The sequence below is a fragment of the Jeotgalicoccus meleagridis genome, from assembly GCF_903994045.1.
Classification (GTDB): Bacteria; Bacillota; Bacilli; order Staphylococcales; family Salinicoccaceae; genus Jeotgalicoccus; species Jeotgalicoccus meleagridis.
Window position 1 is genome coordinate 48,813 of the sequence record NZ_CAJEWD010000003.1, and the last position, 25,826, is coordinate 74,638.

44 protein-coding genes are annotated in these 25,826 nt (G+C 38.6%); 4 read left to right on the forward strand and 40 right to left on the reverse strand.

Annotated features, from left to right (window positions below; all coding sequences use genetic code 11):
• Positions 1-65 precede the first annotated feature (65 nt).
• The 39 genes from JEOSCH030_RS10805 to JEOSCH030_RS00470 form a co-directional block, all read right to left on the reverse strand.
• Positions 66-656, reverse strand: coding sequence for a transposase (locus tag JEOSCH030_RS10805; RefSeq protein WP_235962176.1), 591 nt, complete (start codon positions 654-656; stop codon positions 66-68).
• Positions 605-1,576, reverse strand: a complete 972-nt coding sequence (locus JEOSCH030_RS00285) for a transposase (protein ID WP_235962177.1) — start codon at positions 1,574-1,576, stop codon at positions 605-607. Before JEOSCH030_RS00285 ends, JEOSCH030_RS10805 begins: the two co-directional genes overlap by 52 nt.
• Positions 1,577-1,805: 229 nt before the next feature.
• Positions 1,806-2,198 carry a 30S ribosomal protein S9 gene (gene rpsI, locus JEOSCH030_RS00290; protein WP_183369106.1) on the reverse strand — a complete coding sequence of 131 codons (393 nt, stop codon included), beginning with the start codon at positions 2,196-2,198 and terminating at the stop codon, positions 1,806-1,808.
• Between the two features lie 19 nt (positions 2,199-2,217).
• Entirely contained in the window at positions 2,218-2,655 is a 438-nt protein-coding gene (gene rplM / locus JEOSCH030_RS00295) for a 50S ribosomal protein L13 (RefSeq protein ID WP_183369108.1), read from the reverse strand.
• Between the two features lie 172 nt (positions 2,656-2,827).
• Positions 2,828-3,550, reverse strand: a complete 723-nt coding sequence (truA, locus tag JEOSCH030_RS00300) for a tRNA pseudouridine(38-40) synthase TruA (RefSeq protein ID WP_235962178.1) — start codon at positions 3,548-3,550, stop codon at positions 2,828-2,830.
• A gap of 19 nt (positions 3,551-3,569) precedes the next feature.
• The gene (locus JEOSCH030_RS00305) at positions 3,570-4,364 is read right to left on the reverse strand and encodes an energy-coupling factor transporter transmembrane component T family protein (protein ID WP_183369112.1); all 795 of its coding nucleotides are present in this window, start codon (positions 4,362-4,364) and stop codon (positions 3,570-3,572) included.
• Positions 4,357-5,217, reverse strand: coding sequence for an energy-coupling factor transporter ATPase (locus JEOSCH030_RS00310; protein ID WP_183369114.1), 861 nt, complete (start codon positions 5,215-5,217; stop codon positions 4,357-4,359). Before JEOSCH030_RS00310 ends, JEOSCH030_RS00305 begins: the two co-directional genes overlap by 8 nt.
• Positions 5,214-6,002: an energy-coupling factor transporter ATPase gene (locus JEOSCH030_RS00315; protein WP_183369116.1), complete on the reverse strand. Its 789-nt coding sequence runs from the start codon at positions 6,000-6,002 to the stop codon at positions 5,214-5,216. The genes JEOSCH030_RS00310 and JEOSCH030_RS00315 overlap by 4 nt, the downstream gene beginning before the upstream one ends.
• Before the next feature lie 149 nt (positions 6,003-6,151).
• Entirely contained in the window at positions 6,152-6,550 is a 399-nt protein-coding gene (gene rplQ, locus JEOSCH030_RS00320) for a 50S ribosomal protein L17 (protein ID WP_183369118.1), read from the reverse strand.
• A gap of 15 nt (positions 6,551-6,565) precedes the next feature.
• A complete protein-coding gene (locus tag JEOSCH030_RS00325; protein ID WP_183369120.1) occupies positions 6,566-7,510 on the reverse strand; it encodes a DNA-directed RNA polymerase subunit alpha in 945 nt (314 codons plus the stop codon).
• A gap of 80 nt (positions 7,511-7,590) precedes the next feature.
• Positions 7,591-7,980: a 30S ribosomal protein S11 gene (rpsK, locus tag JEOSCH030_RS00330; RefSeq protein WP_183369125.1), complete on the reverse strand. Its 390-nt coding sequence runs from the start codon at positions 7,978-7,980 to the stop codon at positions 7,591-7,593.
• A 30-nt stretch (positions 7,981-8,010) separates the two neighbouring features.
• Positions 8,011-8,376 (reverse strand): 30S ribosomal protein S13, encoded by a 366-nt coding sequence (gene rpsM, locus JEOSCH030_RS00335; protein WP_183369127.1) that lies wholly within the window; start codon positions 8,374-8,376, stop codon positions 8,011-8,013.
• Between the two features lie 24 nt (positions 8,377-8,400).
• Positions 8,401-8,514, reverse strand: coding sequence for a 50S ribosomal protein L36 (rpmJ, locus tag JEOSCH030_RS00340; RefSeq protein ID WP_003156543.1), 114 nt, complete (start codon positions 8,512-8,514; stop codon positions 8,401-8,403).
• Positions 8,515-8,544: 30 nt separating this feature from the next.
• Complete coding sequence (gene infA, locus JEOSCH030_RS00345) at positions 8,545-8,763, reverse strand: translation initiation factor IF-1 (RefSeq protein WP_017547668.1); 219 nt, start codon at positions 8,761-8,763, stop codon at positions 8,545-8,547.
• Between the two features lie 136 nt (positions 8,764-8,899).
• Positions 8,900-9,547: an adenylate kinase gene (locus tag JEOSCH030_RS00350; RefSeq protein WP_183369129.1), complete on the reverse strand. Its 648-nt coding sequence runs from the start codon at positions 9,545-9,547 to the stop codon at positions 8,900-8,902.
• Between the two features lie 15 nt (positions 9,548-9,562).
• Complete coding sequence (gene secY, locus JEOSCH030_RS00355) at positions 9,563-10,864, reverse strand: preprotein translocase subunit SecY (protein ID WP_183369131.1); 1,302 nt, start codon at positions 10,862-10,864, stop codon at positions 9,563-9,565.
• Complete coding sequence (gene rplO, locus JEOSCH030_RS00360) at positions 10,864-11,304, reverse strand: 50S ribosomal protein L15 (protein WP_183369133.1); 441 nt, start codon at positions 11,302-11,304, stop codon at positions 10,864-10,866. Before rplO ends, secY begins: the two co-directional genes overlap by 1 nt.
• Before the next feature lie 27 nt (positions 11,305-11,331).
• Positions 11,332-11,511 carry a 50S ribosomal protein L30 gene (rpmD, locus tag JEOSCH030_RS00365; RefSeq protein WP_183369135.1) on the reverse strand — a complete coding sequence of 60 codons (180 nt, stop codon included), beginning with the start codon at positions 11,509-11,511 and terminating at the stop codon, positions 11,332-11,334.
• Between the two features lie 14 nt (positions 11,512-11,525).
• Positions 11,526-12,029: a 30S ribosomal protein S5 gene (rpsE, locus tag JEOSCH030_RS00370; RefSeq protein WP_183369137.1), complete on the reverse strand. Its 504-nt coding sequence runs from the start codon at positions 12,027-12,029 to the stop codon at positions 11,526-11,528.
• A gap of 21 nt (positions 12,030-12,050) precedes the next feature.
• Entirely contained in the window at positions 12,051-12,413 is a 363-nt protein-coding gene (gene rplR, locus JEOSCH030_RS00375; protein WP_183369139.1) for a 50S ribosomal protein L18, read from the reverse strand.
• A 24-nt stretch (positions 12,414-12,437) separates the two neighbouring features.
• Complete coding sequence (gene rplF, locus JEOSCH030_RS00380; RefSeq protein ID WP_183369141.1) at positions 12,438-12,974, reverse strand: 50S ribosomal protein L6; 537 nt, start codon at positions 12,972-12,974, stop codon at positions 12,438-12,440.
• A gap of 26 nt (positions 12,975-13,000) precedes the next feature.
• The gene (gene rpsH / locus JEOSCH030_RS00385) at positions 13,001-13,399 is read right to left on the reverse strand and encodes a 30S ribosomal protein S8 (protein ID WP_183369143.1); all 399 of its coding nucleotides are present in this window, start codon (positions 13,397-13,399) and stop codon (positions 13,001-13,003) included.
• Positions 13,400-13,428: 29 nt separating this feature from the next.
• Positions 13,429-13,614 carry a type Z 30S ribosomal protein S14 gene (locus tag JEOSCH030_RS00390; RefSeq protein WP_183369147.1) on the reverse strand — a complete coding sequence of 62 codons (186 nt, stop codon included), beginning with the start codon at positions 13,612-13,614 and terminating at the stop codon, positions 13,429-13,431.
• A gap of 19 nt (positions 13,615-13,633) precedes the next feature.
• Positions 13,634-14,173, reverse strand: a complete 540-nt coding sequence (rplE, locus tag JEOSCH030_RS00395; RefSeq protein WP_183369149.1) for a 50S ribosomal protein L5 — start codon at positions 14,171-14,173, stop codon at positions 13,634-13,636.
• 26 nt (positions 14,174-14,199) lie between these two features.
• Positions 14,200-14,508, reverse strand: coding sequence for a 50S ribosomal protein L24 (rplX, locus tag JEOSCH030_RS00400; RefSeq protein ID WP_183369151.1), 309 nt, complete (start codon positions 14,506-14,508; stop codon positions 14,200-14,202).
• Between the two features lie 27 nt (positions 14,509-14,535).
• Complete coding sequence (gene rplN, locus JEOSCH030_RS00405) at positions 14,536-14,904, reverse strand: 50S ribosomal protein L14 (protein ID WP_026865797.1); 369 nt, start codon at positions 14,902-14,904, stop codon at positions 14,536-14,538.
• 28 nt (positions 14,905-14,932) lie between these two features.
• Entirely contained in the window at positions 14,933-15,196 is a 264-nt protein-coding gene (gene rpsQ, locus JEOSCH030_RS00410; RefSeq protein WP_183369153.1) for a 30S ribosomal protein S17, read from the reverse strand.
• An 18-nt stretch (positions 15,197-15,214) separates the two neighbouring features.
• The gene (gene rpmC, locus JEOSCH030_RS00415; RefSeq protein WP_183369154.1) at positions 15,215-15,424 is read right to left on the reverse strand and encodes a 50S ribosomal protein L29; all 210 of its coding nucleotides are present in this window, start codon (positions 15,422-15,424) and stop codon (positions 15,215-15,217) included.
• Positions 15,414-15,848 (reverse strand): 50S ribosomal protein L16, encoded by a 435-nt coding sequence (rplP, locus tag JEOSCH030_RS00420; RefSeq protein ID WP_183369155.1) that lies wholly within the window; start codon positions 15,846-15,848, stop codon positions 15,414-15,416. The genes rpmC and rplP overlap by 11 nt, the downstream gene beginning before the upstream one ends.
• A gap of 13 nt (positions 15,849-15,861) precedes the next feature.
• On the reverse strand, positions 15,862-16,506 hold the full coding sequence (rpsC, locus tag JEOSCH030_RS00425) for a 30S ribosomal protein S3 (protein WP_183369156.1): 645 nt from the start codon (positions 16,504-16,506) through the stop codon (positions 15,862-15,864).
• A gap of 18 nt (positions 16,507-16,524) precedes the next feature.
• Positions 16,525-16,905, reverse strand: coding sequence for a 50S ribosomal protein L22 (gene rplV, locus JEOSCH030_RS00430; protein ID WP_183369158.1), 381 nt, complete (start codon positions 16,903-16,905; stop codon positions 16,525-16,527).
• 34 nt (positions 16,906-16,939) lie between these two features.
• Positions 16,940-17,218 (reverse strand): 30S ribosomal protein S19, encoded by a 279-nt coding sequence (gene rpsS, locus JEOSCH030_RS00435; protein WP_026865803.1) that lies wholly within the window; start codon positions 17,216-17,218, stop codon positions 16,940-16,942.
• Between the two features lie 50 nt (positions 17,219-17,268).
• Positions 17,269-18,099 carry a 50S ribosomal protein L2 gene (gene rplB / locus JEOSCH030_RS00440; protein ID WP_183369161.1) on the reverse strand — a complete coding sequence of 277 codons (831 nt, stop codon included), beginning with the start codon at positions 18,097-18,099 and terminating at the stop codon, positions 17,269-17,271.
• 36 nt (positions 18,100-18,135) lie between these two features.
• Complete coding sequence (gene rplW, locus JEOSCH030_RS00445) at positions 18,136-18,408, reverse strand: 50S ribosomal protein L23 (protein WP_183369163.1); 273 nt, start codon at positions 18,406-18,408, stop codon at positions 18,136-18,138.
• The gene (gene rplD / locus JEOSCH030_RS00450; RefSeq protein WP_183369165.1) at positions 18,408-19,028 is read right to left on the reverse strand and encodes a 50S ribosomal protein L4; all 621 of its coding nucleotides are present in this window, start codon (positions 19,026-19,028) and stop codon (positions 18,408-18,410) included. Before rplD ends, rplW begins: the two co-directional genes overlap by 1 nt.
• 21 nt (positions 19,029-19,049) lie before the next feature.
• On the reverse strand, positions 19,050-19,712 hold the full coding sequence (gene rplC, locus JEOSCH030_RS00455) for a 50S ribosomal protein L3 (protein ID WP_183369169.1): 663 nt from the start codon (positions 19,710-19,712) through the stop codon (positions 19,050-19,052).
• Between the two features lie 22 nt (positions 19,713-19,734).
• Positions 19,735-20,043: a 30S ribosomal protein S10 gene (rpsJ, locus tag JEOSCH030_RS00460; protein WP_183369171.1), complete on the reverse strand. Its 309-nt coding sequence runs from the start codon at positions 20,041-20,043 to the stop codon at positions 19,735-19,737.
• A 282-nt stretch (positions 20,044-20,325) separates the two neighbouring features.
• A complete protein-coding gene (locus JEOSCH030_RS00465) occupies positions 20,326-21,657 on the reverse strand; it encodes an NCS2 family permease (RefSeq protein ID WP_183369173.1) in 1,332 nt (443 codons plus the stop codon).
• Between the two features lie 24 nt (positions 21,658-21,681).
• Positions 21,682-22,281 carry a YczE/YyaS/YitT family protein gene (locus JEOSCH030_RS00470; protein ID WP_235962179.1) on the reverse strand — a complete coding sequence of 200 codons (600 nt, stop codon included), beginning with the start codon at positions 22,279-22,281 and terminating at the stop codon, positions 21,682-21,684.
• Between the two features lie 246 nt (positions 22,282-22,527).
• Between JEOSCH030_RS00470 and JEOSCH030_RS00475 the strand changes: the two genes are divergently transcribed.
• From JEOSCH030_RS00475 to JEOSCH030_RS00490, 4 genes are read left to right on the forward strand one after another with little or no spacing between them, the layout of a single operon-like run.
• The gene (locus JEOSCH030_RS00475; protein ID WP_183369178.1) at positions 22,528-22,695 is read left to right on the forward strand and encodes an SE1832 family protein; all 168 of its coding nucleotides are present in this window, start codon (positions 22,528-22,530) and stop codon (positions 22,693-22,695) included.
• A 43-nt stretch (positions 22,696-22,738) separates the two neighbouring features.
• Positions 22,739-23,869: an MFS transporter gene (locus JEOSCH030_RS00480; protein WP_235962180.1), complete on the forward strand. Its 1,131-nt coding sequence runs from the start codon at positions 22,739-22,741 to the stop codon at positions 23,867-23,869.
• Positions 23,866-24,183 carry a membrane stabilizing protein MspA gene (gene mspA, locus JEOSCH030_RS00485; RefSeq protein WP_183369184.1) on the forward strand — a complete coding sequence of 106 codons (318 nt, stop codon included), beginning with the start codon at positions 23,866-23,868 and terminating at the stop codon, positions 24,181-24,183. Before JEOSCH030_RS00480 ends, mspA begins: the two co-directional genes overlap by 4 nt.
• 12 nt (positions 24,184-24,195) lie before the next feature.
• Entirely contained in the window at positions 24,196-24,471 is a 276-nt protein-coding gene (locus JEOSCH030_RS00490) for a hypothetical protein (RefSeq protein WP_183369187.1), read from the forward strand.
• Positions 24,472-24,529: 58 nt separating this feature from the next.
• On the opposite strand, the gene JEOSCH030_RS00495 is transcribed toward JEOSCH030_RS00490, so the two are convergent.
• Positions 24,530-25,783 (reverse strand): lipid II:glycine glycyltransferase FemX, encoded by a 1,254-nt coding sequence (locus tag JEOSCH030_RS00495; protein WP_183369190.1) that lies wholly within the window; start codon positions 25,781-25,783, stop codon positions 24,530-24,532.
• Between the last annotated feature and the right edge of the window lie 43 nt (positions 25,784-25,826).

Consider the following 25,826-nt stretch of genomic DNA (forward strand, 5'->3'; position numbering starts at 1 on the left):
CATTCAAGTCAACACTTGAATATAGATAAAAAGTTTTCAGCCAAAATGTGGCTGGGACAAAAGCCCTAAAGAAATAATAGAACTGGGTTTGTTAATTTGAGCAAAATACCTACAGAGTGCCGGGCCAATTTTCTCAAGTTCACTGCCATTAAGGCAATGCCAAGTTCGTTTCGCACCGACTGATGCCCGCGAACTGACATCCGAGTGAAACCCAAATTCGCCTTCAAGTTTCCAAAAGTGATTTCGACATCAATTTTGCGTTGCGCATATCGATGACGGCCGTCTGTACTTGAAAGCGTCTGCTTCACCTGAGCTTTGAAATACGCCAGGTTCATATTTTTGTGAATTTGTTTGGGTCGATCCGATTCAGATGATTTACATAATGTCATTAACGGACAACCCTGACACCCTTCACATTCATAGATTTTGATGACCCGTTGATACCCGTATTGATCTGTGCGTGTGCTGTGTCGTTTTAAGGGTAACCGGCGATCGTTTGGACACACATAATAATCATCAATTTCGTTATATTCCCAATGGTCTGGGTGCATCTCATTCTCGAGATATTTCTTTTTCTGTTCCTTGTGGTAAGTATGATAAGGGATTAATGCCTGTCGTTCATATTTATCGATGACACACTCATAGTTGGATTCCAAAAGACATCATAACCTAAGACATACTGATGATTCGTGGCAATTTGTAAATTATAACCGGCTTTCAGCTGACCATTCTGCATGTGATCATCCTTCATCCGCATGAAGGTCGCATCCGGATCTGTTTTAGAATAGCTATTCCGTTCTCTCATCAGTGCGCGTTGGGTTTGATAATGGAGGCGTCGGTCCAAGTAATCTTTCATGGCTTTCTTAGATTGACGAATCTCTGAGCGCACCGAGCGAGTGGCTTTTCGAGTGGGCATATCTTCAGTCCCGTTAATCTGTTCAGTGAGTTCAGTGTCAATATCATCTAATTGCGTGTGAATGTGTGCTAATTCTGATGCCGTCAAGGGTTCATCTGATTCCCGAATCATTTCCGGAATCACTTCGGATTCGACGAGTGCTTCATATTTTGCTTTGGATTTTTCCAGCAGAGCCGATTCATGCCGGTCGATATTTTTTCTAAAGACAAAGGTATACTTATTGGCACTCGCTTCAATTTTAGTACCATCTATAAATATCGCATCTGAGTCAATTAACCCATTGGATTCCAGCTGGGTTCTAAATTGAATGAAGGCAGATTGAAGCAGTGCCGCCATCTTGGGATGCACACGAAATCGATTAATGGTTCGGTATGATGGCGTCTGCTCTTGAGCTAGCCATCGCATTCGAATACTATCATGAAGTAAAGCTTCGATTTTACGACCAGAAAAAGTCGATTGGCTGTAAGCGCAGAGTAAAATTTTCAGCATCATTTTGGGATGATAAGAAGATGCGCCTTGAGATTGTCTGAAGCCTTCAAATATCGCTTCTGGCATACTCTCGACCAGTGTATGTACTGCCTTTGATATATCGTTATCTGGAATGAGGACTTCTGTTTCCAGTGGTAGTGTAATCTGGTTCATGTTATAATGTTTATACATAAGATTCCTCTTTTCATTGTTTGTGTCGTAACTACATTGTATCTGAGGGTCTTATTTTTTGTAGCGATATCGTATATTTTCATATAAAAAAAGCGCACTTGACTTCTTGGGGAGTAGCGTCTGCGTGAGACTACAGGCTCACGCGACGCCCCAGAAAAGCAAGTGCGCTTTTTGATTTAGGAACTGGACTTATGTCCCAGCCCCTATAAATACTGATATAACAAAATTCTTAACGTTTTGAGAACTGTGGAGAACGACGAGCCTTTTTAAGACCTGGTTTCTTACGTTCTTTCATACGTGGGTCACGTGTTAATAGTCCAGCTCTTTTTAGTGCTGAGCGGTGTTCTGGGTCCGCTTCTAGTAAAGCTCTTGCAATACCGTGACGGATTGCTTGTGCTTGACCAGTAAATCCACCACCGTGAACATTTACTAACACATCATAGTTACCTGCAGTTTCTGTTACTGCAAATGGTTGACTTAAATCTAAGATTAAACTTTCAAATGGAAGATAATCTCTCATGTCGCGTCCGTTAACTGTTACGTTACCTTCACCAGGTACTAAACGTACACGTGCTACTGAATGCTTACGACGACCAGTTCCTCTATATTCTACTTTAGCCAAATGTTTTCCCTCCTAATCCTTAACCACGTAACTCGTAGTTTTCAGGTTGTTGTGCTTCGTGTGGGTGTTCCGCTCCACCGTATACAAATAATTTCTTACCTTGTTTACGTCCAAGTGGATTCTTAGGAAGCATTCCTTTAATAGAAGTCTCTAATAATCTCACTGGGTTTTTCTCTCTTAATTCACCAGCTGTAACTGATTTAATTCCACCAACATGACCTGAGTGTCTGTAGTAGATTTTTTGTGAATCTTTTTTACCAGTTAATTCAATTTCACCAGCATTGATAATGATCACATAGTCACCAGTATCAACATGTGGTGTGAATGTTGGTTTATGTTTTCCGCGTAATAATGTAGCAACTTCTGTAGATAGACGGCCTAGTGTTTTACCAGCTGCATCTACTACAAACCATTTACGTTCGATGTTTGACTCATTAGCCATAAACGTTTGACGCATAATTTTTCCTCCTAAATCCAATCTCTATTTCGTTTTTTTATTAGTCGTTTTTGTCTTTTTATATACATAATCTTAAAAGGTTCCGGGGCCTTATAATCATGGATGGATATAAAAATGTACCGTTAGTTATTATATAATTTCCAATCGATAAAGTCAATATACTAAGAAGATTTTATAAGTTTTCATACCAAACTTTTTCTAAATACAGTCCTTCTGCAGGTGCTGTTTTAGGAATGATGGTCCGATCTTTTTGAGCAATCATATTTAGGGTGTCTGCTTTTCTAAGTCCTCTCCCGACTTCGAGGAGATAGGCGACGATTATTCTGACCATATTGTAAAGGAAGCCAGTACCTGTAATGACAATATCTAAACCCGCTTCTGTCTTGATGATATCCACTTGTTTAATCTCTCTTACCTTATTCTTAATTTCTGCCTTAGCACTGGAGAATGTCGTAAAGTCATGTACACCTACAAAATCTTTGGCTGCTTCTTTTATTTTAGAGATATCAAGTTGGTCAGGAACATGAGTAACTAAACCTTTATAGAAGGGGTTTTTAGCACCTGTATAGATCTTGTAGCGATATGTTTTACCCTTAGCATGGTAACGTGAATGAAAGTCATCATCCACGATGTCAACGTCTTTGATGTAGATATCATCTGGCATGGCTCTATTAAAGATAAAAGCCCATTTATCACCTGGTAAATCGATGGTCGTATCAAAGTGAATATATTGATCTAAGGCATGTACACCTGCATCGGTTCTTGAGGCACCGTGGATTCTAGTTGGCATCTTGTGCATTCGCTTCAACTGTTTTTCTATTGTCCCTTGAACAGTTCTGTAATCATGTTGATATTGGAAACCAGAAAAGTCCCGTCCGTTATAAGATATATTCATTCTCACTCTCATATGTTCACTACCTTAACCATAATAATAGTACACCGAGCATGATGAGAAGGATAATTGAAATGGTGTCTCGGCGCTGCCATTTTAGTAACCTGTAGTGGGTTCTACCTGCTTCTCCTTGATAACCTCTCACTTCCATGGCAATTGCCATTTCTTCTGCGCGCTTAAAGGCCGACATGAACAGGGGTATAAACACTGGTATTAAGGCTTGAATGCGTGATTTAAGAGACCCTGTCATAAAGGTTGATCCTCTGGCACTTTGAGCTTTAATAATTTTATCTGTCTCATCCATAAGTGTAGGAATAAACCTTAAGGAGATAGACATCATCATCGCAATTTCATGAACAGGTACTTTAATCGCTTTTAGAGGTTTACATAGTTTTTCTATAGCGTCTGTGAGCTCAATTGGACTTGTAGTCAAGGTCATCAAGGTTGTAATAATCACCAAAAGTATGAGTCTAATCGTAATGAAGATACCGGTAATAACCCCTTCTGATTCTATAGTAAAGAAACCACCATCTATTAAAACACTGCCACCTTTGGTTAGGAAGATATGCATAAAGAAGGTAAAAATCAGTAGAATTAAGACTAATTTTAAACCATTGAGCAAGAAGATGATGGACAGTTTTGCAAGCTTTGTCATCAGTAAAATAAAGAGTATCAAGATACCGTAAGTCAGCCAATCATTGGCAAAAAATACTGTAATCATGAAAAGTATAACTGAAATAAGTTTTGCTCTTGGATCAAGCTGGTGGACGATACTATTTCCCGGGATATAACGTCCTAACAACATGGAGTTAAGCATGACTTCGCCTCCACTCCTTATACAGAACGATAAACTCCTCGAAATTGCTAGGTATTCGAGACAAGTGAATGCCTTTATCTTCTAAGTCTTGACTCAATTGTAAGACGTGTGGAATATCCAGGTTATAACGCGTCATAAAGTCTTTATCTCTTAGAATTTCTTTAGTTGGTCCTTCATTAACGAGGTGTCCTTTATCCATGACTTTTACTTCATCAGTATAAAATAGCACATCATCCATATCATGGGTAATTAAAATGATCGTCACATTCAATTTTTTATAGACATCATAAAACAGTTTCATCGTCTCATCATGGCTCACTGGATCAAGTCCTGCAGTAGGTTCATCCAAAATGAGTATGGACGGTTCCATAGCCAAAATACCAGCAATAGCGACCTTTCTCATCTGACCACCTGATAGTTCAAACGGGCTTCGTTCGTACAGATCTTCTGGTAGCTTAAGAAGCTGTAGGTACTCTATCGCCTTAGTTTTGGCATCTTCTTCTGAGGCGCCCATATTCATCGGTCCAAACATCACATCTCTTAGCACGGTTGCTTCAAAGAGTTGGTGTTCAGGAAATTGAAAGACCATACCTACCTTCATCTTAGATTGATGAATTGTCTTTTGTTTGGTTTTTTTATTTAAGATTGTTCCATCAACATTAACCACACCTGAAGTTGGTAAAATCAGACCGTTCATAGACTGGATTAAAGTCGACTTACCTGAACCAGTATGACCGATTAAGCCGTAGAACTTCTTATCGTCAAAAGTCGTATTAATATCTTTTAAGGCGTGAAATTCAAAAGGTGACCGTGGATTATATATGATATTTACATCTTTAAATTCAATCGTCATAGCTTATCCACCAACTCTTCATGTGTGACATATTCACCATTTAAAAGTGCTTCTGATATGACCATAGTATAGGGCAATTTTAAATTGGACTGTCTTAAAAGTGTTTTATTTTTGTAGATTTCTTCTATATCACCTTCAAGTACAATTGCACCTTTATTCATCACCACTACCTTGTCACTTGAAGAGATTTCAGTTAAGTCATGAGTGATATAAAGTATCGTCGTATCTAATTGTCCGTGAAGTTTTTTCAATATATTAAGTACATCCTGTCTACCTTCAGGGTCTAACATAGACGTTGACTCATCTAATATTAATACTTCAGGCTGGAGTGCAATGGCTGAGGCAATAGCAACTCTCTGCTTTTGTCCCCCTGATAGACGGTGAGGTTCATGATTCTTAAAGTCAGACATTCCAACAAGTCCTAAAGCATAATTCGTTCGTTCAATCATCTCATCTCTTGGCATGCCTAAATTCTCTAAACCAAAAGCGACATCGTCTTCAACAGTAGCCCCAACAAATTGATTGTCAGGATTTTGAAAGACAATGGCAAAATGCTTACGGAGCTGATGCTTGTTATCTTCTGTTAATTTTTCACCATCAACAAATATGTCACCATCATAACTTTCATTGATACCCATAATGATTTTTACCAAGGTAGACTTACCTGAACCATTATGACCGATGATGGAAGTCCAGTCTCCTTTTTTAAAGCTGATGGAGATATGATCCAGTGCATACGCTTCATCTTCTCTATATTTAAAAGTAAGATTATTCAACTCAATCATATCTACACCCCTTTAAAAATTTATGTAAAAAAAGCGCGTACCCTGCAATAAGAGTCGCGCACTGATTATATACTGCAGGATACGTTGAGCTAGACGAAAGAGCCCAGATGGGCTCATCATCATAACACTCATTCTGCTTTTCGATAAAATTACGCTTCTTCAGTTGTTACTGGAGCGCCTTCTACGAATTCAATAATTACAAGTTCTGCTCCATCTCCACGACGGCTACCAAGTTTTTTAATGCTTGTGTATCCACCTTGACGGTCTGCAAAACGTGGAGCGATATCTTCAAATAATTTTTGAAGTGCGTAACTTGTTGAACCATCTTCATTGATGATTTCTACGTTGCGTACAGTTTGACCAGCACGTCTTTTAGCTGCTAAGTCGCCTTTTTTACCAAGCGTTACTAAGCGGTCAGCTAATTTACGAAGTTCTTTAGCACGGTCTTCAGTCGTAGTGATTCTTTCACTAACGATTAGTGAAGTTGCTAAGTCACGTAACATTGCTTTTCTTTGGTCAGATGTACGTCCAAGTTTTCTGTAACCCATTGTTTCTCCTCCTTTTTAGTCTTCTTTACGGAGACCTAAACCTAAGTCTTCAAGTTTAAATTTAACTTCTTCAAGTGACTTACGTCCTAAGTTGCGGACTTTCATCATATCAGCTTCTGTTTTATCAGTAAGTTCCTGAACAGAGTTGATACCAGCACGTTTTAGACAGTTATATGAGCGTACTGACAAGTCGAGTTCTTCGATAGACATTTCAAGAACTTTTTCTTTCTGATCTTCTTCTTTTTCGATCATGATTTCAGCATTTTGTGCTTCATCAGTTAGACCTACAAAGATATTTAAGTGTTCAGTCAGAATTTTAGCAGCTAAAGATACTGCTTCTTGTGGAGTGATTGAACCATCAGTCCAAACATCCAATGTCAATTTATCGTATTTCGTACTTTGTCCTACACGTGTATTTTCAACCGTATAATTTGCACGTTCTATCGGTGTATAGATAGAATCGATTGGAATTACACCAATTGGCATATCAGCTTTGTTGTTGCCATCAGCAAGCGTATATCCACGACCACCATCAGCAGTCATGCGTAATTTCAAGCTTCCACCTTTAGATACTGTTGCAATCTCAAGGTCTCTGTTTAAAATTTCTACGTCACTATCGTGCGTAATATCAGCTGCAGTCACGACACCTTCACCGCTAAAATCAATTTCCAAAGTTTTTTCTTCTTCAGAATAAATCTTCAATGCCAGGCTTTTGATGTTGGTAATAATTGTAGTCACATCTTCAACAACATTATCGATTGTTGAAAACTCATGAAGTACATTTTCTATTTCAATCGTCTTAACTGCCGCACCAGGTAGTGATGATAAAAGAATGCGACGTAAGGAGTTCCCAAGTGTTGTTCCATAACCTCTTTCCAAAGGTTCTACAACAAACTTACCAAACTTAGAATCTTCCGATACTTCTACTGTCTCAATTCTAGGTTTCTCGATTTCGATCATGTGTAACATATCCTCCCTTTAAACGCCGAAAATATTAGAAAATAATATTGTTCCCAACTACTTAAGCGATTAAATAATTATTATACACGGCGACGTTTAGGTGGACGGCAACCATTGTGTGGAACTGGAGTAACGTCTTTAATCGCAGTGATTTCAAGACCTGCTGATTGAAGTGCACGGATTGCTGCTTCACGTCCAGCACCAGGACCTTTAACTGTAACTTCTACAGTTTTAAGACCATGTTCCATCGCTACTTTAGATGCAGTTTCAGAAGCCATTTGAGCTGCGAAAGGTGTAGATTTTTTAGAACCTTTAAAACCTAATGCACCAGCAGATGACCATGAAAGGGCATTACCGAACTCGTCAGTGATTGTTACAATTGTATTGTTAAATGTTGAGCGGATATGAGCTATACCAGCTTCGACATTCTTTTTAACTCTGCGTTTACGCGTAGTTTGTTTGCGAGCCATTTGTTATCCTCCTTTACTAAAGTAAACTATTTATTTCTTCTTATTCGCTACTGTTTTGATAGGTCCTTTACGTGTTCTTGCGTTGTTTTTAGTCTTTTGACCATTAACTGGCAAGCCACGACGGTGACGCATACCTTTATAAGAACCGATTTCCATAAGACGTTTAACGTTTAGGTTAGTTTCACGGCGTAAGTCACCTTCTACTTTGTAACCATCAACGACTTCACGGATTTTGTTTAATTCATCTTCAGTAAGATCTTTAACACGAGTATTTTCATCGACTGAAGCATCAGCTAAAATTTTAGCAGCTGTACTTGGGCCAATTCCGTATACGTAAGTTAAAGAGATTACAACACGTTTGTCACGTGGAACGTCCACTCCTGCAATACGAGCCATATTTTTGCACCTCCAAATTATATATTAACCTTGTTTTTGCTTGTGTTTAGGGTTTTCACAGATTACCATTACTTTACCTTTTCTACGAATAACTTTACATTTTTCACAGATAGGTTTAACTGATGGTCTTACTTTCATGTTTTTTACCTCCTTAGAATATGGAGTCTCTTATTTAAAACGATAAGTGATTCTGCCACGTGTTAAGTCATATGGTGACATTTCAACTGTTACTTTATCACCAGGAAGTATGCGTATATAGTTCATACGAATTTTACCTGATACATGAGCTAAAATCTCATGACCATTTTCTAATTCTACTTTGAACATTGCATTTGGTAAAGTATCAAGCACTGTACCTTCTAGTTCAATTACATCTTGTTTACTCACTTTTTATCCTCCTTATACAGCATTTCAATTCCGTGTTCGAAATTTGCTTTAGGTGACGATTCACTTCGTCTAATAACGACTCTCTCGTATACACTTAGACTTAGAACATCCACCTAAAAGCTGCAAGGTGAACATGCTATAAGTCATTAAGAATTTCATCGATTTCTTCGAAGACCTCATCTATATCTTTCGAGCCATCTACTGTTGAAAGAACTCCAAGTTCCTTATAGAAATTTAAAAGCGGAGTTGTTTGTTTGATATTAACTTCAAGACGATTTGCCACTGTGTCTGGATTATCATCTTCGCGTTGGTAAAGTTTACCACCATCTAAATTACAGATACCCTCTTCTTTAGGTGGATTAAACACTAAGTGATACGTCGCTCCACAAGTTTCACAGATACGTCTACCAGTTAATCTGTTCATCAACTCTTCTTCAGGTACGTCAATATTAATTGTTTGATCAATTTGAGATCCTAAATCTTCCATGATTTTATTTAAGGCTTCAGCTTGTTCGATAGTTCTTGGGAACCCGTCGAGTAGGAAACCTCCTTTTGCATCACTTTGAGATAGGCGTTCTTTGACAATACCAACAGTTACTTCATCAGGGACAAGTTCGCCCTGGTCCATAAATGCTTTAGCTTGTTTTCCTAAATCCGTCTCGTTTTTAATCGCAAGGCGGAACATGTCTCCAGTAGAGATATGAGGAATTGAATGCTTTTTAATTATTTTTGCAGCTTGTGTCCCTTTACCTGCACCGGGTAAGCCCATAATTATAATATTCATTTGATTTCCTCCTGCTTATCTGCGCTTTCTGAATCCACGATATTCTCTTTGGTTTGCATCTGCTTCAAGTTGTTTCATCGTTTCTAGTGCAACACCAATAACGATGAGTAAGCTGGTACCACCAATTTGAATTGTCTGTGGTAGATCCATGAATTTAGTAACAGTCAACGGCAAGATTGCAATGAAAGCAAGAAATATTGAACCGACAAATACTAAACGATATAGAACTGAAGTAATATAATCTTGCGTCGTCTTACCTGGTCGAATACCTGGTATATAGCTGCCTTGTTTCTTCAAGTTATCAGCCATTTTTTCAGGGTTAACCTGCACAAATGCATAGAAATAAGCAAATGCAATAATTAGTACGACATAGAAAATCATACCAAACCAATCTGATGGATCAGCAAATCTAGCTACTGTTTGTGCCCAATTTGCATCCGGGAAGAATAGCGTTAATGTTTGCGGAAGCATTAAGAATGCCATCGCAAAGATTACTGGTATAACTCCCGCAGGGTTAACTTTTAGTGGCAAGAAAGTCGATTGAGGCGCTAGCTGTGAGCCAGGTGACCTTTGACCTTTTGCATACTGAATCGGAATTTTACGAATTGCTTGCAGGATAAACACCGCGAATGCTGTAAGCAATAGTAAGAAAATTACTAAGCCAGCAATTTGCAGTACCGCCATCGTCGTATCCGCATTACCTGTAAATCTAGATTGGAACAACTGAATAAGTGCACTTGGTAATGACCCCAAGATACCAGCAAAGATAATTATTGAAATACCATTACCGACACCATGAGATGTGATTAACTCACCCATCCATAAAAGGAAGGCTGTTCCTGTTGTTAAAATCAAAGCGATCAGCAAGTACGATCCAATGTTGTTATTATCAATTAGTGCGCCTCCGAACATTTGGTTAAATGCAAAAGACATACCGATTGCTTGAATAAAAGCTAAAACGATCGTGAAATACCTTGTGAATTGAGCAAGTTTTCTACGGCCAACTTCGCCCTGTCTTGCCCATTCCGCAAACTTTGGCACAATGTCCATCTGTAAGAGTTGCGTCACGATGGAAGCAGTAATGTACGGCATAATCCCCATAGCAAGTATGGAGAAGTTCGTCAATGCTCCACCACCAAATGTGTTCATGAGATTCAGCACGCCTCCACTTGAGCCGCCTGTATCAAACACAGATGGGTCGACACCTGGAACAGGAATATATGTTCCAATCTTAAAGATGACTAACATTAGCAAAGTAAATAGTATCTTGTTACGTATTTCTTTAATTCTAAAGAAATTCGAAAGCTTGCTGAACATTAGATCACCTCGTGAGTTCCGCCTTGTTGCTCAATAGCTTCTTTAGCTGAACCAGAAAATTTATGTGCTTTAACAGTCAATTTCTTCTCTAGGCTACCAGTTCCAAGAATTTTAATTCCAGCTTTTTCATTTTTTACAAGTCCTGTTTCAACTAACAGTTCAGGTGTGACTTCTGTACCGTTGTCGAAACGATTCAAAGCGCTCACGTTTACAATCGCGTATTCTTTACGGTTAACGTTTGTGAAACCGCGTTTAGGAATACTACGGAATAATGGTAATTGTCCACCTTCAAAAGTAAGGCCTACTTTACCACCAGAACGTGATTTTTGTCCGTCATGACCACGACCAGATGTTTTACCGTTACCTGATGACATACCGCGCCCTACTCTGTTACGTTTGTTACGCGCGCCTTCAACTGGTTTAAGTTCGTGTAATTTCATCTTCGCACCTCCTATATCATTTTATCATTAATTTTCTTCTACTGTAACTAAATGACTAACTTTAGCAACCTGACCTCTGAATTGAGGTGTATCTTCATGTTCAACAGTCTGGTGCATTTTTTTGAGACCTAATGCTGCAACTGTTTGTCTTTGAGTTTCAGGTTTACCAATCATACTTTTAGTGAGGGTAACTTTCACTTTTGCCATTGACTATTCCCTCCTTAGTTTAGAATCTCTTCTACAGTTTTATCTCTCAGTTTAGCAACCTCTTTTACATCTTTAAGGTCTGTTAAACCAGTAAGTGTTGCACGAACCACGTTAATTGGTGTATTTGCACCTAGTGATTTACTTAAGATGTCAGTTACACCAGCTAGCTCAAGTACCGCACGGACAGGACCACCAGCAATAACCCCTGTACCAGGAGCAGCAGGTTTCATGAATACGTTACCTGATGAGAATCGGCCGTTAATTTCATGTGGAATTGTGCCGTTAACGATAGGTACTTCGATAAGGTTTTTCTTAGCAGATTCGATTGCTTTTTTAATTGCTTCAGGCACCTCTTGGGCTTTACCTGTACCGAATCCTACACGTCCTTTTCTGTCACCAACTACTACTAGAGCTGAGAAACGGAAACGACGTCCACCTTTAACAACTTTAGCGATACGGTTGATTGTTACAACGCGCTCTTCAAACTCTTGTACTTTCTCTTCTTTCTTATAAGCCATGTTTTTGTCCCTCCTTTTTTATTAGAAATCTAGTCCGTTTTCACGTGCTGCGTCAGCTAATGCTTTCACACGTCCATGGTATAAATACCCACCACGATCAAATACTACTTTTTCGAAACCTTTGTCTTTTGCACGAGTTGCAATAAGAGCACCGACTTCTTTAGCTGCTTCTACGTTAGAACCTGATTCACCTTTGAAATCAGTATCTTTTGTAGATGCGCTTGCAAGCGTAATTTGCGCAGTGTCATCAATTAGTTGAGCATAGATATGCTTGTTTGAACGATAAACATTTAGACGTGGTCTTTCAGGTGTACCTGAAAGCATGTTACGCACGCGGCCATGTCTTTTTTGACGAACTTTATTCTTGTCAATTTTCGCGATCATTGATGGTCACTCCTCACTTATTTATTATTTACCAGTTTTACCTTCTTTACGGCGAACTTGTTCACCTTTGTAACGAATACCTTTACCTTTGTAAGGTTCTGGTGGGCGTACACTGCGAATGTTAGAAGCTAAAGCTCCAACTTCCTCTTTGTTAATACCTTCGATTTTGATGTTAGTGTTACCATCTACTGTAATAGTAAGAGTATCACCAGACTCAAATTCTACCGGGTGTGATAAACCAACACTTAGGTTAAGTTTATTACCTTGCATTTGAGCACGGTAACCAACCCCGATAAGTTCTAATTCTTTCACGAAACCTTTAGATACACCTTCAACCATATTGTTGATTAGCGCACGTGTAGTACCGTGTACTGTGCGGTGCTCTTTAGAATCACTTGGGCGTACTACTTCTAGAGTAGAATCCTCAAGGTTATATGTCATTTCTTCATTGAATGTGTTAACTAGTTCACCTTTAGGGCCTTTTACTGTAATAGTATTACCCTGGATATCGATAGTTACATCACTTGGAATGTCAATAAGACGTTTACCAACACGACTCATTACTTTGCACCTCCTATATTAGTTAATTACCAAACGTATGCGAGAACTTCCCCGCCTAGATTTCTTTTACGTGCTTCTTTATCTGTAAGCACACCTTCTGAAGTTGAGATTAGAGCAATTCCAAGACCGTTAAGTACTCTTGGTAACTCTTCTCTTTTAGCATAAACGCGTAGACCAGGTTTAGAAATACGTTTCAAACCAGTAATAACACGCTCATTTTCATTTGAGTATTTCATGAATACACGGATGATACCTTGCTTGTCATCCTCGATGAATTCTACGTTCTTAACAAAACCTTCTGTTTTTAAGATACCTGCGATTTCTTTTTTGAGGTTTGATGCAGGAATTTCTAAAGTTTCATGTCTAACAATGTTCGCATTTCTAATGCGTGTTAGCATATCTGCAATTGGATCTGACACTGTCATTTAAGTTGCCTCCTTTCGAATAATGTTTCTTACCAGCTTGCTTTTCTAACGCCAGGAATTTGCCCTTTGTAAGCAAGTTCTCGGAAACAGATACGGCAAAGCTTGAATTTACGGATAACTGAGTGTGGACGTCCACATCTTTCACAACGTGTATATTCTCTAACTTTGAATTTTTGTTCTTTTTGCTGTTTAGCAATCATTGATTTTTTAGCCACTATTTCGCCTCCTTAGTTCTTACTTTTGGAATGGCATACCAAATTGAGTAAGCAATTCACGAGCTTCTTCATCTGTGTTTGCAGTTGTAACAATTACGATATCCATACCGCGAACTTTTGATACTTTATCGTAGTCAATTTCTGGGAAGATTAATTGTTCTTTAACACCAAGTGTGTAGTTTCCACGGCCATCAAAAGCCTTTTTAGAAATACCTCTAAAGTCTCTAACACGTGGTAGTGAAACCGAGATAAGTTTATCTAGGAATTCATACATTCTTTCTCCACGTAGAGTCACTTTAGCACCAATTGGCATACCTTCACGTAAGCGGAAAGTCGCGATTGATTTTTTAGCTTTAGTGATGATTGGTTTTTGACCTGTGATTTGCGCAAGTTCTTCTACTGCTGTATCTAGAACTTTGGCGTTTTGGACAGCGTCACCAACACCCATGTTTACAACGATTTTTTCAATTTTTGGTGCTTGCATTACTGAAGAGTAATTAAATTTATTTACTAATTCTTGTTTGATTGTTTCATCGTATCTTTCTTTTAAACGAGCCATTTATGTGACCTCCTTCCGTTTGAATCTTATTTGATCTCTTTACCTGATTTCACAGCGATTTTCACTTTTTTGCCATCTTTGATTTCATGACGGACACGAGTGCGCTCACCTGATTCAGGGTCAACGTGCATAACGTTTGAAACATGAATAGGCGCTTCTACCTCTAGAATCCCACCTTCTGGGTTCATTTGAGATGGCTTCTGGTGTTTCTTAACGATATTTACATTTTCAACAACGACACGGTCTTCTGAAGGAATTGCTTTTAGTACAGTTCCTTTTTTACCTTTGTCTTTACCGCTGATTACAATGACTTGGTCACCTGATTTAACGTGCATAGTTGTGGCACCTCCTTCGGATTAAGATTATAGTACTTCTGGTGCGAGTGAGATAATCTTCATGAAGTTACCTTCGCGAAGTTCACGAGCAACTGGTCCGAAAATACGAGTACCTCTTGGACCTTTATCATCACGGATGATTACACATGCGTTCTCATCGAATTTAATATATGAACCATCTTCACGACGGATTCCTGTTTTTGTTCTAACGATGACAGCTTTAACAACTTCACCTTTTTTGACAACTCCACCTGGTGTTGCATTTTTAACTGTTGCAACAATTACGTCACCAATGTTAGCAGTTTTACGACCTGTACCACCAAGTACTTTGATTGTGAGTACTTCACGTGCACCTGAGTTGTCAGCAACTTTTAATCGGCTTTCTGACTGAATCATGCGTGATTCCCTCCTTTTGTTTCAAGTATTATATAATTACTGACTCTTTAACGATTTCAACTAGACGGAATCGTTTAGTTGCTGATAGTGGACGTGTCGCTTCGATTTTTACGATGTCGCCCATTTTAGCTGAGTTATTTTCATCATGTGCTTTATATTTTTTAGAATATTTAACACGTTTACCGATAATCGGATGTTTTCTATAAGTTTCAACAACAACCGTCACTGTTTTATCCATCTTGTCGGATACAACGCGGCCTTGAAGAACTTTCTTTTCGTTTTTTTCTTCCACGAATTTAACCTCCTCTAATTATTGATTCGCTTGTGCTTCTTCGATCTCTCTTTCACGAACCGTCGTTTTCATTCTAGCGATAGTTTTTCTAACTTCTTTGATACGAGCAGTGTTTTCTAGCTGACCTGTAGCTAGCTGAAAGCGAAGATTGAAAAGTTCTTCTTTCAATTCTTTAACATTAGATTCGATTTCTGAATTCGTTAAATCACGGATTTCTTTAGCTTTCATTCGTATCACCACCTAATTCTTCACGTCTTACGATTTTTGTTTTAACTGGAAGTTTGTGGGCTGCTAGACGAAGTGCTTCACGAGCGACCTCTTCTTCAACACCTGCAACTTCGAACATAACACGACCTGGTTTAACGACAGCAATCCAACCTTCAATTGCCCCTTTACCAGATCCCATACGTACTTCTAATGGTTTTTTTGTATATGGCGTGTGCGGGAAGATGTTGATCCATACTTTACCGCCACGTTTCATGTAACGTGTCATTGCGATACGTGCTGCTTCAATTTGTCTTGCAGTAATCCAAGATGTTGTTGTAGCTTGTAGCCCGTATTCACCAAAGCTTACTTGATTTCCGCCTTTAGAACGTCCTTTAGTGTCTGGACGGTGCTGACGACGGTATTTTACTCTTTTTGGTAATAACATTCCATTTTCCTCCTTACTTATTATTATTCTTTGTAGGAAGAACTTCTCCACGGTAGATCCATACTTTGACACCTAGTTTACCGTATGTTGTGTCTGCTTCTTCATGCGCATAATCAATGTCTGCACGAAGTGTATGAAGTGGAACTGTTCCTTCACTATAACCTTCAGCACGTGCGATATCTGCTCCGCCTAAACGTCCTGATACTTGTGTTTTAATACCTTTAGCGCCTGATTTCATAGCTCTTTGTAGCGCTTGTTTTTGTGCTCTTCTGAAAGATACACGGTTTTCTAATTGACGTGCAATGTTTTCTGCTACAAGTTTAGCATCCATATCTACCTTTTTGATTTCAATAACGTTGATATGAACTTTTTTACCTGTAAGGTTTGTCAGTGCAGTACGAAGTTTGTTGATCTCGCTACCACCTTTACCGATTACCATACCTGGTTTACCTGTGTGCAGTGCAATGTTAACTCGGTTTGCAGCACGTTCGATTTCTACTTTAGAAATTGATGCGTCTTTGAGATTAGTTTCGATATATTTACGAATCTTTAGATCTTCGTGTAACAGACTTGCAAAGTTTTTGTCAGCATACCAGTTTGCTTCCCAGTCGCGAATGACACCTACACGAAATCCAATTGGATTTATCTTTTGGCCCAAGTTAATACCCTCCTTATATTATTCAGCTTTTTCTGTTTCTTGGTTTTCTTCTGTTTCTATGTCGCTTGCATACTCTTCAACTACTACAGTAATGTGGCTTGTACGCTTGTTGATTTTAGAAGCACGGCCTTGAGCACGTGGACGGAATCTTTTTAGCGTAGGACCTTCGTCTGCATAAATTTCTGAGATATACAGGTTATCGATATCCATGTCGTAGTTGTGTTCTGCGTTAGCAACTGCAGATTTAACTAATTTCTCCACTACTGGTGAAGATCTCTTGTTTGTAAGTTTTAAGATTGAGATCGCTTCTCCTACTTCTTTCCCTCTAACTAGGTCAAGAATAAGGCGTACTTTACGAGGTGCGATTCTCACAGTTCTAGCAACAGCTTTAGATTGCATGAGTCTTTCCTCCTTTAACGCATATGGTTAGTTATTATCTTCTTGTTTTCTTGTCGTCGGCTGCGTGACCTTTAAACGTTCTTGTTGGTGCAAATTCACCAAGCTTGTGGCCAACCATATCTTCTGTAATATAGACAGGCACATGTTTACGTCCGTCATAAACTGCGATTGTATGTCCGATAAAGTTCGGGAATACTGTAGAACGACGAGACCATGTTTTAATTACACTTTTCTTGTTACCTTCGTTTTGCGCTTCAACCTTATTCATAAGGTGTTGGTCAACGAAAGGTCCTTTTTTAAGACTGCGTGCCATGTAGGCGCCTCCTTCCAATAATGCGTGCGGATTAACTCCGCACACTTAACTTATTTTTTACGTCCTCTGACGATTAGTTTATTAGAGCGGTTCTTACCTCTACGAGTTTTCTTACCAAGAGTCGGTTTACCCCAAGGTGATACTGGAGATGGACGACCGATTGGAGTTCTACCTTCACCACCACCGTGTGGGTGATCGTTAGGGTTCATTACTGAACCACGTACTGTAGGGCGTTTACCTTTCCATCTAGAACGTCCGGCTTTACCAACGTTAACGAGTTCGTGTTGTTCATTACCAACTTGACCAATCGTTGCACGGCAAGTAAGTAAGATCATGCGAACCTCACCTGAAGCGAGTTTAACTAATGCATATTTACCTTCTTTACCTAACAATTGTGCACTTGCACCAGCTGAACGAACTAATTGTCCACCAGCACCTGGTTTAAGTTCAATGTTGTGTAATGTAGTACCCATTGGGATTTCTGAAAGTGGTAATGTGTTACCTACTTTAATATCTGCTTCAGCACCACTCATGATTACTGTTCCAACTTTTAGGCCTTTAGGTGCAAGGATATATCTCTTTTCACCATCTGCATAAAATACTAACGCAATGTTAGCTGAACGGTTTGGATCGTACTCAATCGTTTTAACTGTTGCAGGAATTCCATCTTTATTACGTTTGAAGTCAATAACTCTGTATTGACGTTTATGTCCACCTGCTTGGTGACGCACGGTAATTTTACCTTGGTTGTTGCGTCCCGCTTTTTTCGGTAGCGGCTGTAATAATGAACGTTCTGGAGTAGTTGAAGTAATTTCAGCGTAATCCAAGCTCGTCATATTACGACGACCATTCGTGGTAGGCTTATATTTTCTAATTGCCATCCTCGTTATACCTCCTTAATGGTATGTGTATTTATATTAGAAGATATCGATTGATCCTTCTTTAAGTTTTACAATCGCTTTTCTTCTCTTGTTTGTATAGCCTTCGTAACGGCCCATACGTTTTTTCTTAGGTTTAACATTCATGATATTAACTTTGTCTACTTTTACGTCAAAAATTTCTTCGACTGCGTGTTTAACTTGTGTTTTGTTCGCTCTTACATCTACATCAAATGTGTATTTGTCTTCTGACATCAAGTCAGCAGAACGCTCAGTAATTACTGGGCGCTTGATAATGTCGCGTGCATCCATTATACAAGTACCTCCTCTGCTTTTTTAATAGCTCCTTCAGTGAAAATCACATGGTTAGCAGAAAGGATATCTAGTACGTTAAGACCAGCTGGAGTCAACACTGTAACACCTGGGATGTTACGCGCTGATTTTTCAACAGTTTCGTCTACATTTTCAAGTACAAGAAGTACTTTCTTTTGTGCACCTAGATTTTCAAGAACTTTGATAAAGTCTTTTGTTTTCGGCGCATCCATAGCTAGGCTATCTACTACTTGTAGTGCTTCTTCATTCACTTTCGCTGAAAGTGCTGAACGAAGTGCAAGTTTTCTCATTTTCTTAGGCATGCTGTAACCATAAGATCTTTTTGTCGGTCCGAATACTACGCCACCACCACGGAATTGTGGTGCTCTGATTGTACCTTGACGAGCATTACCAGTACCTTTTTGTCTAAATGGTTTTCTACCACCACCGCGTACTGCAGAGCGGTTTTTTACAGCGTGATTACCTTGTCTTAATGAAGCTCTTTGTAAGTTAACAGCTTCGAAAAGTACATGTTGGTTTGGTTCGATACCAAACACATCTTGGTTTAATTCAATAGAACTTACTTTAGTTCCTTCTTTTGATAAAACATCGATTGCCATGTGTTTATCCTCCCTTCCTTATTACTTATTACCTTTTTTGATTGATGATGAAATTTTTACGAAGCCTTTTTTAGGCCCAGGTACGTTACCTTTAATAAGAATAACGTTTTTGTCAGCGTCTACGCGTACAATTTCAAGGTTTTGCATAGTGATTGTTTTACCACCAGTTTGTCCTGGTAATTTTTTACCTTTGAACACTCTTGAAGGGCTGGCAGCCATCGCCATAGCACCTGATTTTCTGTGGTAACGTGAACCGTGACTCATTGGTCCGCGTGCAAAACCGTGGCGTTTAATAGATCCTTGGAAACCTTTACCTTTTGAAGTTCCTGTTACGTCTACAAAATCGCCTGTTTCAAATGTATCAACAGTGACTTCTTGACCTACGTTGAATTCATCTGCGTCTAAGTTCTTGAATTCACGTATGAAGCGCTTAGGAGCAGCACCTGATGCTTTAGCATGGCCTGCTTCAGCTTTGTTAGCGTACTTGTTACTTCTACCTTTAGCGTTATAATCGCGTTTGTCGTCAAAACCGATTTGAATCGCGTTATAACCGTCTGTTTCTTCTGTTTTCTTCTGAACTACTACGTTTCCAGCAGCTTCTACTACTGTTACAGGGATTAATTCACCGTTTTCACCGAAAACTTGTGTCATCCCAATTTTTCTACCTAAGATTCCTTTGGTCATCGAAAGTCGCACCTCCTATAATTTATAACTTGATTTCGATGTCTACACCTGATGGTAAGTTTAAGCCCATTAGAGCATCAACTGTTTTTGGTGTAGGGTTTAAAATGTCGATAAGACGTTTGTGTGTACGTTGTTCAAACTGTTCACGTGAATCTTTGTCCTTGTGTACCGCACGAATGATTGTGTATACAGTTTTTTCTGTTGGTAACGGAATCGGTCCTGATACATCTGCACCTGAACGTTTAGCCGTTTCAACGATTTTCTCTGCTGATTGATCCAGCACTCTGTGATCGTACGCTTTCAAACGAATACGAATTTTTTGTTTTGCCATTATTTATACCTCCTTATGGTCGTCATCCTAATATGGTAGACTCTCTCAGCGAAAATTTTCTCGCACACCAGCCATGGCAATGCGGCCGGGTGTGTCAGTAACCTCTCGCGTCTTAGATGTGTGTAGTGCATGAGACCAGCACTTCACTGTTATAGGACATAAGTATGTCCACATAAGTCCAACGTTAGATATGATACAGTAAAACGGCAGAGAAATCAATAGTTTTCTAAAGATTTCTTTGCCGTTTCCTATAAAAAGTTTCTTCTATTATATTTACACTCTTTACTTAATAAATAAGAAGTACAAGATAAAGACCACGAAAAGCCCGTACATTATTGGATTTACTTCTTTTCTTCTACCCGCCATAATCATCGTGATTGGATAAAAGATAAAACCGACAGCTATCCCTGTAGCAATACTATAAGTTAAAGGCATCATAAAGACCGTTAAAAAGGCAGGTACAGCTACTTCAAAGCGTCCCCAACTGATCTTAGATAAATTGGATGCCATTAAAACTCCTACTATTATAAGTGCAGGTGCAGTGACCTCTGAAGTAAACGTCACTATTAATGGAGAAAAGAAAATAGCAGCTAAGAAAAGCAGCCCAGTAATTACCGAAGCAAAACCACTTCTCGCACCAGCAGCAACTCCTGCAGTCGATTCTACATAAGATGTCGTCGTAGAAGTTCCAAAAATAGAACCGGTAATTGTCGCAAAAGCATCAGCAAGTAACGCTTTACCTGCTCTTGGTAGTTTATTGTCTTTGATTAAGTTCGCCTGTGAAGCAACACCTACTAAAGTTCCAGCGGTATCGAAGAAATCAACAAACAGAAAAGTTAAAACAACAATTAAAAATTGCACATTAAGGATAGAATCCAAGTTCATGAAACCTTCAAATGCCGCTCCAAATGTCGGTGCCACACTCGGCACAGAACCTACAATCGCATTTGGCATCGGAACAATACCTACAATAATACCAATCACTGCTGTAATAATCATGCCGATAAAAATCGCAGCAGGCACTTTTCTCGTCATTAAGATAACTGTAACAACTAAACCTGCAAAGGTAAGGAGTACTCCACCGTCATGAACGTTACCTAGACTGATTAAAGTTGCATCGTCATTGGCAATGATTCCAGATGACTGCAGACCAACAAAAGTAATAAAAAATCCAATACCTGCAGATACTGCCATCTTCATTTCCATTGGAATCGAGTTAATGATGTATTCCCTTAAACCAGTTAAAGTTAGAAGAACAAAAATTACCCCTGAACATAAAACACCTGTTAGTGCAGTTTGCCATGGAATCCCCATAGTTAACACTACTGTAAAGGCAAAGAAAGCATTTAAGCCCATGCCCGGTGCTAAAGCGATTGGATACTTAGCAATTATTCCCATGAATAGACAACCAACAAAAGCTGCCAAACAAGTTGCCACAAACACAGCATTGATATCCATCTTCATATCATCTGGTACACCTTCAATGCCTTGTAAAGACAGAATAGAAGGGTTGACCGCTAAGACATAAGCCATTGATAAGAAGGTCGTAAGTCCACCAATGATTTCTTTTCTAAAGTTGGTTCCCAACTCATCAAACATAAAGTACTTTTTCATTACTGACTCCAATCCTAAAATCTTTTATTTTAGTTTTAATATTCTCGGATCATTGTATCCGATAAATCGTATGAGCATCTCTCTTGTATATGGAAAGAAAACATCTATCAGTTTCCCATAGAACAACACAATCAACACTGTACCTATAAATACGGGGCCACCTAGAAGTAGACCAATCACTGCAACAATTAATTCCATTAAAAATCGTGCGCGTGCCATTCTCAAGTTAAATTTCGTAACTAAAATCATCATTAATGAGTCTCTCGGACCTGCACCTAAATTCGGCGTAATGTATAAGGCTGTACCAAAAGCAGCCACAAAGACACCGCCAGTGAAGTATAAGGCTTGAGCTGGCCACAGAGCAGTATCTGGTAGAAGCCAGACAAAAAAGTCAATAAAAGCACCCATACATAAGAGGTTGACGTAGACGCCACCCTTAGGCAAAGCTTTTACCATTAAAGATGTTGCAACAACGATGAGAATTCCTATGATGACAGACCAAGACCCAAAAGTAAGTCCGACAGACTGCCAGAGCCCAAAATGTAAAACGTCCCAAGGTGATAAACCCATCACAAAGCCCTTGACCTGCATAGCAATCCCAAGAGCGACAATTAAGATTCCCACAAAATAAAACACACAGCGCTTAATAAAGCTAGTTGACACTCAATCACTCCTATAGTCAACATTAATTTTTCATCGTTCATTCTTAAACACAAATATATTATACACTTTTCTACAGAAAAATCTACGTAAACACGGACGTTTATTTAAAAAATCATTAAATTGTTTGTTTAATTTATTTACATTTGTCTTCACATTTATAAAATAAGAATTGTGATAGAATATTAGTTAAGTTTAGGTGGTGGTAAAATGGACTTAGAAAGTAAATTACAAGAGTTAAAATATGAATATGTACATTTACAAGGCGATCTGGAGAAGATCGAGTCGACCGGATATCCAACAAAGAAAATGACAGATCGCCTAGCAGAACTTGAAGCAGAAATAAAAGCAGTCAGACAGGAATTAAAAAATAAATAAATACAGGATGTGTATATAGTTGAAAAAAATAATATCTATGATAATGGCCATTCAATTTCTAATTTATTTTGGCTTTTCTATGATCATTCCTGTAATTCCAGAACTCGTCAATCAACTTGGCGTTAACACTATACACATGGGCTTACTTTTAGCAGTTTATTCTTTAGCTAGCTTTCTAAGTGCCCCGTACTTCGGACGCTTATCCGATAAAATAGGTAGACGGCCACTGTTACTAGGTGGCCTAGTTACCTTTGCATTTAGCTTTTTAATATTCGGTCTTTTTATAGATAATCTTCCTATCCTTTACATAAGTAGAATTATTGGTGGTGCCGCTTCAGGTGCACTTTATACAGCAACAACGAGTATGGTTGCTGACATCACCACAAGACAAGAGCGTACAAAGTACATGGGCTTAGTCGGTATGTGTATTGGCTTTGGTTTTATCTTTGGTCCGGGTGTAGGCGGTCTGTTAGCAGGAATTTCACTGAGTTTTGCTTACTATATGACAACAATCGTCATTGCAGTTGCTTTAGTCTTTAGCTTCTTTAAGGTGCCAGAAACCTTCAAACGTCCAACGAATAAAGTGCCTAAAAATATTACAATGACCATTGATTATTTCATGCAACCCATTGGAATTCTTTTAATCGGAACTTTTTTCGTCATGTTTTTCATGAGTGGAATGGAGAGTACCTTCCAATTACTTGGACAAGATAGGATTAACATCACTCCAAGTGAAATGGGTGTATTATTCTTTATCGGTGGAATTTTCAATGCACTTACCCAAGGATATTTCATTCGAAAAGTAAAAGATGGTCATGAAAAAACACCAATGTTAGTCGGTCAACTTATGGCAGTCGTTGCTTTTATCATGTTGCCTTTTATGACAGGTTTAGTATATGCAGGAATCTGTATTGTTCTTCTTATGACAGGGAATGCTCTAGCTAAAACACTGATGACCTCATTGATTACTAAAGAAGCTTCTGAACATGACATGGGAAGAGTGACCGCAACATCGTATTCACTCGATAGCTTAGGACGTATTTTTGGGCCACTCGTTTTCAATGCTCTATTCTTAATTACGCCTAGCTTACCGTTTTACTTTGGAGCTTTAATGACTGTTTTTGCCAGTCACTTCATCTTCCAATATTATAAGAAAAGAAGGAGACCAGCATGATTGTACTATCGATTTTAATGCTACTTATATATATAGTTATCTCTTTTTTAACTATTCTTACCGTGCGTTCTAAAATTTTTGATATTGCACGTTGGGTATCTGGCCTTGCTTTCTTAATATGTATGTTCGCCTTCTCATCCTCCATAGAGGGAATTGATTTTTGGCTAGTTATTGCCTTATCGCTCTGTTTAGTATTGAGTGTGGAAATTACAGCCTTTAAAGAGAGTAAGGGAGACAACGATAACCTATTTATTATTCATGCATTTACACTGACTATGACACTTGTACTAATCATTATGTTAATTACATTCTAGGGAGTCTAAAATATGAGACGAGTCATCCTGATCTTGCTGATCATTATTCAAATATTGTTCTTTATTAATTATTCAATTAATGATGGCATTATCTTTTACAACATTTATATATGGTTTATCTTATCAATCTTATCCGTCATTACAGGAATTAGCGCATTTCGCTCTGAACCAAATCTAAATGAAAGCAGACAGATTCACTCATACTTTTCCCTAGCTTTGATTATCATTGCATTAACATCTATCTTATTCATCTTTTATATTGCAATTATGCAACCTTATTACCTATAAAATAAACCCGTCTTAAGCTTGATATTCTTATCCTAAGCTTAAGACGGGTGTTCTTCTTTTATTTTCTTCTAACAATTTCTCCAATTTTCATTTTTGCTTTTTGGAAGAGTGGGATCATAGTTTCAGCCATTGCATACAAGGGTTTATTTAAGACATAATCGAATTCTCCGACCTTGTCTGAGACGCTTGTTCCCCACACTTTTTTAAATTGCCAAAGCCCAAAGTGCTCATCATCTTTATCAGGCTCAACAGAGACACCACCAAAATCATAAGTCGTTGCACCTTTTTCTCTTGCATATAACATCATGTGCCATTGCATATGGTGGTTTGGTAAATACTCTCTATACTCGTTTGAAGAGGCACCGTAGAGATAATATGACTTATGACCTGACAGAGCAAGTAGTGCACCTGATAAAACAATTCCATCTGGATGACTCTCTTTTATTTTTTCCATATCGCTTAGCTGCTTGTCGAGTTTCGTCATACGATTATTTAAATTGTTCAGTTGGTTTTTCTTTTTCTCTTCATCTTTAATTTTTTCTGCTTTAGTCATATCTTTTCTAACTTTTTCGATATCTGTATTAATTGAGCTAAGTGCTTCATTTGGCAATAGCTTAACTAGAAATAGCTCCATATGGCCATTCGGATTTAAGTTATCATAGAGAGATTCAAAATATGTAATATCTCTCGTTAAAAAGCCATCTCTTTCCCCTGTTTCTTCCATTAATTTAACAAAGGTCGGGAGATCTTGACGACTTGCTTTGACGACAGTCGTGCCTGCTTTAATCGCATTTCTAACCTTGGTTCTATTGTTTCTCTCAAAACTTTTCAGTAGTGTCTGATCATCCACATCAATCTTAGTCACCATCGTTGTGCGGGGTTGAATCACTTTTTTACTCATGCCATCAGTCAAACCGTGGTGTTTAAAGCCGAGTAATTTCAGATCATCAATCACGTCACGATTTGTAGTGGCATCAATATCAGGATCAATTTTTATCGTGTAAGCACGTTCATCTTGAGCTAAAGTTTTCGCAGCAGAGAGCAGTGCTTTGACGACTTCAGTATCCTTATAATCACAAACAAAACCGCGAGATGCATAACACATAGTCACTGGTAATTTCGGGATTTTTTTAAAGAGAAGTAAAGCCACTCCACTTAGACGGTCGTTTTTACTGACAGCTATCCGCCTTGAATACCAGCCAGTCAATTCTTTTGTCTTCGCCCATGACGTCAGTTGTAAGAGGTCACCATTTTTATGAGTCATTACAAAGTCGTCATGTTCTTTATCCGTAATATTTATTATTTCTACCATAGCTTCCACCCATCATTTCTTGATTTTTTCTGCTATAATAAGT